Source organism: Streptomyces sp. NPDC001380 (assembly GCF_042895785.1).
Classification (GTDB): Bacteria; Actinomycetota; Actinomycetes; order Streptomycetales; family Streptomycetaceae; genus Peterkaempfera.
The window spans coordinates 1-8,625 of the sequence record NZ_JBIAWP010000050.1; the positions used below are offsets into that span (position 1 = coordinate 1).

The 8,625-nt window shown below is 73.1% G+C and carries 3 protein-coding genes; all 3 read left to right on the forward strand.

The annotated features are described in order from the left end of the window. Positions 1-969 precede the first annotated feature (969 nt). The 3 genes from ACFY07_RS28260 (at position 970) to ACFY07_RS28270 (ending at position 7,571) form a co-directional block, all read left to right on the forward strand. Positions 970-1,608 (forward strand): hemerythrin domain-containing protein, encoded by a 639-nt coding sequence (locus ACFY07_RS28260; RefSeq protein ID WP_390872395.1) that lies wholly within the window; start codon positions 970-972, stop codon positions 1,606-1,608. Positions 1,609-3,709: 2,101 nt separating this feature from the next. Continuing rightward, complete coding sequence (locus ACFY07_RS28265) at positions 3,710-4,834, forward strand: XdhC family protein (protein ID WP_390872393.1); 1,125 nt, start codon at positions 3,710-3,712, stop codon at positions 4,832-4,834. Between the two features lie 364 nt (positions 4,835-5,198). Then, the gene (locus ACFY07_RS28270) at positions 5,199-7,571 is read left to right on the forward strand and encodes a PAS domain-containing protein (RefSeq protein WP_390872394.1); all 2,373 of its coding nucleotides are present in this window, start codon (positions 5,199-5,201) and stop codon (positions 7,569-7,571) included. Positions 7,572-8,625 lie beyond the last annotated feature (1,054 nt).

Consider the following 8,625-nt stretch of genomic DNA (forward strand, 5'->3'; position numbering starts at 1 on the left):
CGGGGGGGGGGGGGGGGGGGGGGGGCCCACGGCCCCCGCGGGGTGGGGGGGGGGCGCGGCCCGGCCCCCCGCCCCCCGCCCCGCGGCCCGGCGCCGGGGCCCCCCGCGCCGCCGAGGGCGGCGCGGGTCGCCGTCCACGCTGTGTCCTCTGCCCGTCGGCACGGACCAGCATCATCAAGGACGGCCCAACCGGGACTTCTCCCCCGAGAGGCACGGCGAAGGCGAAGGGCGCAAGCCTGCCCAAGCGATCACTGCGCCGGCCCGCCGCGGCGCCAGCGTCCCGTGGGCCCTGCTGCGCGGCCACCGGACCTTCGGCCCCGGCCCTCCCGCGGGGCAGGCGGCCCGGCTGGGCCGTGGAAACCCCGGGCGGACAGGCCGATCTCGGCCGCCCGCCCGTCGGCCAGGAGCTTCACGCCCTCTCGTGCGCCGTCCCCGCGCCGACCGGCCGGCCGCCCGGAGAGATCGGAACCAGCTCCAGGCGCCGGGCGGGCCAAGCCGATCCGCCCCGGCCATTGGGTACCGGTTTGCGCCCGTCCTGCCCGCCTCCGCTCCCGCACGCAGGCGTCTTTGGCCGCGCCGGCGCGGCGCCCCGGGCGGGGGAGGCCGACCGCCTCGGCCGCAGGGCGGCTTCCCGACCCGTGGGACTCAGGGGCGCAGAGTCCTGGAAGCGTGCGAGCACGTTAGCTTGGGCACATCGTTGGACATTGCGTCCAAGTCGATCATATGATTGCGCTTGAATGAGGTCGCTGGCGTTCTTCTCGAGCCACCGGAGGGTCGAGGTGTCGCGCAGCCGACAACCGCCGGCGCCGAAACCGCTCCGATGCCGCGCGCAGCACCGCCTCGCCCAGCCGGAGCACGGACAGCGGGCGGCGCAGGGCGACAAGAAAGCCCAAGTACTTCACCACGGCTTGCTCAGGAAGGTATTACCCCATGCCTCACAGTGATGCTGATCGTGCCGATGCCCGGGACATGCTGGTCGTCCATGAGGCACTTCGACGAAGCTACGGTCGCATGCCCGACCTGATCAGGCAGGTCAGGCCCGGAGACATACAGCGCGCCGAAATCGTTGCCGATCACGTCCAGCTGATGGAGACCTTCCTCCACCTCCACCACAAGGGCGAGGATGACCTTCTGTGGCCCAAGCTGCTCGAGCGGGCGAGCGACCGCATCGAAGCCACAGTGGCCATCATGGAGAGCCAGCACGAGGAGATCGCGGAGCGACTTGCCGAGTCGTCCGACCTGCTGAGCACATGGCGAAATCGGCCTTCGCGGGACTCGGGAGAGGCGCTCGCCGACTGCCTGGCACTCCTGGGTCGGCTCCTTGACGAGCATCTTGCGATCGAGGAGAAGGAGATCCTCCCGCTTGTTCCGGACTACATAACCGCGAAAGAATGGCACCAGCTGGGAGACCACGCGATCAATGCCCTCCCCAAAAACAAGCTGCCGATCGTGTTCGGCATGCTGGCCTCGATCGCAGAACCCGAAGTGGTCAAGTTGATGCTGTCGTCAGCACCTCTCGTTCCCCGGCTGATCATGCCCGCACTCGGGCCGAAGGCCTACTCCCGCCATGCGCGCAAGCTCTACGCGTCGGGTCCTTCGGGATCCTAGGACCGGCGCGCCGGTCACTGCGAGCGGCTTGCGCACCGCAGGCCTCGCAGGCCAGGGGCCTCGAGAGTTCTGCGCCCGTCCGACGGCTTCTCCTTGAAAGGCCACCTCCTCGGAGCTCGTGGCACGATCTTGTGCATCGGTCCTGGTCGGCCGTGACCGTTCGGCCGTCGGGCCGCTCGGGTGGGCGCGGGAAGCAAGCCGCGGGTCGGAGACGACGACGCGCGGGCGCCGGTCGGGCCGCTGCTGTCGCCGTGGCCGCAGCGGTCTGCCGGTCCGCGGCCGGCGGAGGACCTCGGGGGCCTGCGGGGGCTCCTGCTCCGCCCTGCGCACCGGGACCACCCGGCGACAGCCGCCCCTGGAGCTGGGCTTCGGCTCCGGCCTCCTGCCGGCGGCGGCCGGGCCGCCGGCAGGAGGCCGGAGTCTTCGACGCCCTGCACCGCGTCCTCGGGGTCGAGCTGAGCGCGGCCGGCGAGCCGGACCGGTCCCGCGCCTGCAGCGACACCCCCGGCTCCACCCGGGGGCACCCCCGCCCGCATCGGGGCCGAAGAAGGGGCCCGGCGACAGGCACCTCGCCGGCCGGCGGCCTCGATGTGCGAAACGCGGAGGGAATCATCCGCCCGGCCGGCGGGAACGCTTCCCGGTAAAGGTCGCGAGCACTCAGACGGACGGTCAGCCGGGCCTCGCAGAGGGCACGGTGTCACTCCGGTCCGGGGGCGTGCCGCACGCTCACGGCATGGAGGGTGAAGCCTTCGCGATCCTCGCACCGTCGAAGCTGCCGGTGTTCTGCACCCCGGCCGGGCCGGAGCAGCCCCTCGTCGGCCACGAGGTGCGTGAGGATGGTTGCGGCCCTGGGGCCGGGCGGAACGGCCGGGGACCGGCACGGCGCCGAGGCGGACGCTTTCTGTCATGAAAGCTCCGGTCCTGACGTGCGAGGGGGACCGGACCTGACCGAAACCCCCCACCGACAGTTGGGGGCCGGAGGCGTAGAGGCGCCCCCATGGGCTTCCCGGCCCTGGGCAGCCCCTGCTGCGGGCGGTTTCGCAGGGACACCGTGCTCATCGTGGACGACGCCTTCGCCCCCGGCCGCGGCCGCAGGACCACCGAGCGCCCCGGGAGCTGCCACCGCTCCGCCGCCGGCCAGGCCGGCGGCGCCGGCCCCGCCGGCCGTCACGGTCGGCCGGCCCCCGCCCGCCCCACCGCAGCACTCCCGCAGTCGGCCGGAATCCTGCGCCAAAGCCGCCGTCGGCGACGCTGCCACCACCGCCGGCGGCGGCTGCCGCGGCCCCGGGGCCGTCGTCCCGCGCCGCCGGAGCCCGGGGCAGGCCGCCGTCCCGGCCTGGGAGCCGGAACACACCCGATCCCGCACGCAGGTCCGAGCCTGCGTCGAGCACCGCCTCGCCCGGATGAGGGGCTGGGGCGCGTCTTCCGTGCACCGGCCGGGCTTCACGCGGCGCGGCCGGGGACGGCGGCGGTCGGCCGCTGCCCGGACCCGACAAGTGCGAGGCGCCGCGCAGCGGCGCGGCGTGGTCGCGCACGGCTGTCCACCTGCGTCCGCGCCGACGGGGGTTCCCGGGGCACGCGCATCAGCCTCGCCGCCCTGCCCCGCAGGCGGGGGCGGCGCCCCCCGGCGGTCGACGGGCCGGGCGCGGGCCCGAGCCCGCAGCCCGGCGTGGATCAGCGCAGCCCTGCGGGCGCCGGGGCGCGGCGCGGACCGCCCGGATCAGCGCGCACCGACCGGACTCGTCGCTGCGCCGCAGCAGCCGTCCCCCGGACTCCCCCCTTTCCCCTTCCGGGTCTTCGGGTCCGACGGTCCGGGGGTGTCGACGCTCGGAGGCAGCTTCGGTGCCAGGCCCCTGGCGCACCACGCACTGCGGGGAAGCCGCCCCCAGAACCACCCTCCGCAGAATGCACGGCAGACGGACCCCCCGGGTCGGACCGCCTGCCGAGCAGACCCCGCCCGGCCGCAGACCTGCGACCGCGCGGGCTTCATCCCGTCCCGTTAATCTGTTCCCTGAGCCTCGGAGGCTCCTGGCGAGCGGCGCGACGATCGCCCCGCGCTCGCGGGGCGGGCCATCCGAGGGGCAGGAACCAGGAGCAGCAGATGCTGGATATCGCGGAGCAGCTGTCCCAGTGGATCGAAGCCGGCCATGACTTCGCCGTCGCGACCGTCGTGAGCGTGCGCGGCAGTGCGCCGCGGCCCCCCGGGGCCGCCCTCGCCGTCAACGCCGAGGGCACGGCTGCCGGGTCTGTCTCGGGCGGGTGCGTGGAGAGCGCCGTCTACGAACTCTGCCAGGAAGCACTGGAGAGCGGCACCAGCCAGGTCCAACGCTTCGGCTGCAGCGATGAAGACGCCTTCGCCGTGGGGCTGACCTGCGGCGGCGTCATCGACGTCCTCGTCACGCCGGTCCGCAAGCACGAGGTGCAGCGCCGTCTCCTCTCGACGGCACTGGCCGCCGTCCGCGCGGGGGACACCGTGGCGCTGGCCAGGGTCATCGGCGGACCCGACGGTCTCACGGGACGCGGCATGCTGGTCAAAGAAGACGGGTCCGCAGAGGGCTCCCTGGGCGGTCGGCCGGAGTTGGACGCCCTCGCCGCGGCCGAAGCCCGGGCGCAACTGCGGGCCGGCCGCACCGGGACGGTCGAGGTCGGCACCGGGGGTTCGCACGGTGAACGGCCCCTGCGGCTGCTCGTGGAGTGCAGCGGCCCTCCCCCACGGATGATCGTCTTCGGCGCTATCGATTTCGCCGCCGCTCTCGTCAGGCTGGGAAAGTTCCTCGGCTACCGGGTCACGGTGTGCGACGCCCGCCCCGTGTTTGCGACCCCCCGCCGCTTCCCGGAGGCGGACGACGTCGTCGTCCAGTGGCCGCACCGCTACCTGGAGGCGACGCAGGTCGACGACCGGACGGTGCTGTGCGTACTCACCCACGATGCGAAATTCGACATCCCGCTCCTGGAACGAGCGCTGGCCCTGCCCGTCGCCTATGTCGGGGCGATGGGCTCCCGGCGCACCCATGCGGACCGCATCCGTCGACTGCGCGCGGCAGGAACGTCCGAGGACCGGTTGGCCCGGCTGAGGGCCCCCATCGGCCTGGACCTCGGGGCCCGCACACCCGAGGAGACCGCGTTGTCGATCGTCGCCGAACTCGTCGCGGTCCGGCGAGGAGGCACGGGTCTGCCTCTCACAAGCAGCCGGGAGCCGATTCACCGCGAGGCGGTCGCCGGATGAGGAAGTTCGCGGCCGGGGCCGCCGGTGCGGAAGAGGTCGTCCTGGATCCCCGCGGCTGCCTTCCACCCGGGGATCGCAGCCGGTCCACCGCCGTGCGCCCACGCGTCGTAGGGGCCCCGCCGACAGGTCCGAAACCCCTGACGGCAGCCACCGTCCACGACAGCAGTCCGCCCGTCGCCCCGGCCGCCCCCTCGCACGCTTCCGGGGGGCCGAGGTCGGCGGGCCTCGCATCGCGGCATTCTGCGATGGGACCGCACCACGCTCCCCCGCACGCCGCGGGCCCGCCGTTGCCGGGCATGCCACCGGATGCCCCGCAGGCGGACCTTTGCCATGCTTGGTGGGGCTACCGAAAGGGATTGCCGCCATGGCCGCCATAGGCACGACATCGCCGCAGCCGTCGCCCCGGGGCCTGCCCGCCACGGCCCGGATGGTGATCGATCGGTACGGCGTGATAAGCGACTGGAGCGCGGAGGCGCAAGGACTCCTGGGGTATCCGGCCTCCGAGATGGTGGGCAAGACGGCCGACGCCGTCCTGGTCCGGCAAGGGGCTGCGTACCCAAAGGGCGGCGCCCCCGGCGGACACGGAGCGCAAGCGCCGGTCGTCCTCCGCTGCCGCGACGGCAGCAGCAGGGCCTGCCAGGTCCGCATACGTCCGGTCGGCGGCACGCCGAACGGCTGGGAGGTGTCGTTCACACCTCTTCCCGAGGCGTCCGAGGCGCTGGACCTCGACGGCGCCGTCCTCGATGCCCTGTTCACCCGCTCCCCCATGAGCCTGTGCGTGTACGGCACCGACCTGCGCCTGCTCCGCTTCAATCCGGCTGCGGAGGGCATGCAGGGCGTCTTTGGGCGCGGGTCCCTTGGCCGCACGCCCCACGAGCTGTGGCCGGACTCGAATTCGGATGTGTTCGAGGACGGCATGCGCAAGGTCCTGGAGACGGGCGTTGCACTCATCGGCTTCGAGAAGCGCGGCCGCCCGCCGGGGGACCCGGGGCACGAACACATCTTCGCCAACTCGGTGTTCAGGTTGGAAAACAGCGAGGGCCGCATCCTGGGACTGGCGACCACGGCCGTGGAGACGACCAAGCAGCGTGTCGCGGAGGAGCGCATCGAGCTGCTGGCGGAGGCCAGTTCCGTCATCGGCACGTCCCTGGACGTGTTGGAGACGAGCCAGCAGCTCGCCGCCGTTGCGGTGCCGCGCCTGGCGGACGCCGCGGCCGTCGACCTCTTCTCCCCTGTCATCTCGGGGGAGGACCCCGCTCCCGACCCGGGCGACCTTCTCAGAGCGGGCGTTCTCCACGCCGGCGGGTCATCCGAGCAGCTGAGCCACGACCAGCCTGGACTGCCCTATCCCGCCGCCGTGGGCGCGCTGGTCGAAAAGCCCGAGCCTCGTCGGGAGATTGTTGATCTTCCAGTCCGCGACGAGCCACTGCACCGGGAGACGCGCGGCACACGGCGTGCCCACTTGCTCGTGGTGCCCGTCGCCGCCCGGGGCACGGTCCTGGGCTTCGTGTCGCTCTACCGGCTCGGCCTGGAGAACCCCTTCTCGGACTTCGACGTCCTGACCGCCCGCGATCTGGCCTCCCGAGCCGCCCTGGGCATCGACAACGCTCGGCGCTACACCCGTGAGCACAGTGCCGCGCGCACACTGCAGCGCGACCTGTCACGGCTCGACGTCTCGGGCCAGAGCGCCGTCGAGACGGCTCACTACTTCGCCCCGGATTCTTCGAGCGCAGCCTGGCTCGACGTAATACCGATATCGGGAGCGCGCATCGCTCTCGTCCTCGGCACCACCGACGAGTCGGGCCTTCGGGGCGCGGCTGCCGTCGGCCGGCTGGGAGCCGCGGTGCACGCCCTGGCGGATCTGGACCTGAGCCCCGAGGAGGTGCTGGCCCGACTCGACACGCTGGCGAACGTCATTTCAGGGGTTCGCCCGTTCAGTTCGGAGGAACGGCACGGAGGCGTCGGAGCCGACCTGAGATGCGTGTACGCCGTGTACGACCCGACTACGGGAAAGATCATCGTCGCGAGCGCCGGACAGATCTACCCGGTGGTGGCGCACCCCGACGGGAGGGTGTTCCCCTTCACTGCGCCCATCGGGCCTCCCCTGGGGACGACGGGCAGCCGCCCCGGTGCCGTGGAGTTGGACCTCGAGACGGACAGCACGCTCGTGTTCCTGCCGGAGCAGGGCGGAGTTTCCTCCACCGCGCCGGGATCCCTGATCCGAGTCCTGTCGTCCGCCCGGGCCGCTCCCCTGCAGGAACTGCGCAAGAGGATCCTGGACGAGACCTTCGATCCCTCCCGGGGCGGAGGCGCCGTTCTCCTGCTGGCACGCACCCGCCGACTGGACGAGAACAGCCTGAGCGAATGGGACCTCCCGAGCGATCCTGCCGTGGTTGCAACCGCCCGTAGCCTGGTGCACCAGCAGCTCTCGGTCTGGGGCCTCGAGGAGGCTGCTTTTGTCACCGAACTGGTGGTGAGCGAGCTGGTGACCAATGCCGTGCGCTACGCCGACGGGCCGATCGGCCTGCGCCTGATACGTGATCACCGGGCTCTGACCTGCGAGGTGTCGGATAAAAGCAGCACAGCTCCGCACCTGCGGTACGCCCGCTCGAGCGACGAGGGAGGCAGGGGTCTCTTTCTTGTCGCTGAGCTCACCCAGCGCTGGGGGACCAGGTTCAGTGACAGCGGCAAAACCATCTGGACCGAACAGGACCTGGACGAGCTGACCGTCGGGTAGCTGTCCTCGAAGCGGGGCTCCGCGACGGCAGGGGCATCGGCTCCCGCCCCGTCGGAACGCCGGGCGACTGTGCCGGGGACCTTGGACGGGCTGTCACTCGACCTTGCCGCCACCAGCACTCCCAGGCCGGTCCGCGGGGGTCGGGGCGGTTTCGGAGGGCCGCAGGACGTCGAGGGCGGTGGGCGCGCAAGGGTGAGCGCCGGGCGAGGCGCCCAATGGTGATGGCGATGCCGGCCGGCACGTGCGGGACGTGGGTCTTGCCGAGCCCGAGCCCGAGCCCGTGGCAGCGGCTGCGGCAGGCCCGGCGGCCGTCGGCGAGGTCGCCGACGGCGCCCCCGCACCGGACCGGGCGGCGCAGGGCCGTCTCCGTGAGCGGTTCCTGCCGGTCCGTGCGGTCGGGGGTCCGGGCCTCGTGCAGGGGCGCCGACCGGGGTGGAACCGGGCGACCGTGCAAGGGGCCGCGGCCGGGGGGACGGCCGGTGGGGCCATCGGGGCAGGCGGCCCGGAGCCGGCCTGCGTCGACGGCCGAACCGTCCCGGGAGACCGGTCTGCCCCCCGCCCTGCCCGGCCCCGCCGACCCTGACCGGGCCGCTGCGCCGGGCCCGGTGGTCGCGCGCAGAGCGGCTGGCACGGCGACGGGGATGCGGCCGCCGTCGACCGGGTGCTGTCCGGGCAGCGGGCGGCGGAGCTGGGTGCGGAGGCCGGGCAGGGCCCGCAAGGAGGGGCGGAGCCCGCACTGGCGGTCGCCCCTGCGGGTGACGGCCGGCACGGTCACCCCTATCCACAAGACATGCGGCACGCCCGGTGCGGCAGGACAGCGGACCGACGAGGCTCCAGGCCAGCGAGCAGAGACGTCGGGCACCTCGCTCAACAGCCCAGAAGCCTCATCCGTCCTGCCCACACTCCAGCGCCGCCCTGCCTCACCCGTTTGGGATCCGCCCTGAAACGGCTCGCTGACGGACTGAACCGCACCGGCTTGGTCGGAGACTCTATGGTGTGGCTGTGACCAGGGGTTTCGTGGCTGTCAGGTAGTAGCTGGCTTCGTATTCGGCCG

What these genes read in the sequence shown, in the direction of transcription:
- ACFY07_RS28260 (WP_390872395.1), top strand. Translation starts at nt 970, where the DNA reads ATGCTGGTCGTCCATGAGGCACTTCGACGAAGCTACGGTCGCATGCCC.
- ACFY07_RS28265 (WP_390872393.1), top strand. Translation starts at nt 3,710, where the DNA reads ATGCTGGATATCGCGGAGCAGCTGTCCCAGTGGATCGAAGCCGGCCAT.
- ACFY07_RS28270 (WP_390872394.1), top strand. Translation starts at nt 5,199, where the DNA reads ATGGCCGCCATAGGCACGACATCGCCGCAGCCGTCGCCCCGGGGCCTG.